This window comes from Elizabethkingia argenteiflava, from assembly GCF_009904105.1.
Classification (GTDB): Bacteria; Bacteroidota; Bacteroidia; order Flavobacteriales; family Weeksellaceae; genus Elizabethkingia; species Elizabethkingia argenteiflava.
Window position 1 is genome coordinate 1 of record NZ_JAAABJ010000061.1, and the last position, 478, is coordinate 478.

Annotated in this window: 1 protein-coding gene; it reads left to right on the forward strand. The window is 52.1% G+C overall.

Annotation, left to right across the window (positions count from 1 at the left end):
* Positions 1–11: 11 nt before the first annotated feature.
* A partial coding sequence (locus tag GNY06_RS00300) for a MutS N-terminal domain-containing protein (protein WP_449390387.1) occupies positions 12–478 on the forward strand: 467 nt, incomplete at its 3' end.

A 478-nucleotide genomic window follows, 5' to 3' on the forward strand; every position in this document is an offset into this window, starting at 1 on the left:
CTTTGTTTGTTATGGCAAAGTCAAACGAAGATACACCGCTGCTCAAGCAGTATTTTTCCATAAAGGCGCAGCATCCGGAGGCCATCCTGCTTTACAGGGTGGGGGACTTTTATGAGACCTATTCCGATGATGCGGTGCTGACCAGCAAGCTGATAGGGCTTGTTCAGACCAGACGGTCCAACGGTGACAAGGGCGACGTTCCTATGGCGGGATTTCCGCATCACGCACTTGATACCTATCTTCCGAAACTTGTCAGCCTCGGTTACAAGGTTGCCATATGCGACCAACTCGAAGACCCGGCCACGGCCAAAACCAAGCTTGTACAACGCGGTGTCACCGAGATAGTTACGCCCGGGGTTGCTTTTGGCGAGGCTATGCTGACCCAAAAAGAACACAATTATCTTGCAGGACTTTGCTTCAACGGAGACTCCGTAGGCGTGGCTTTTCTCGACGTCAGCACCGGAACTTTCCAGCTTTC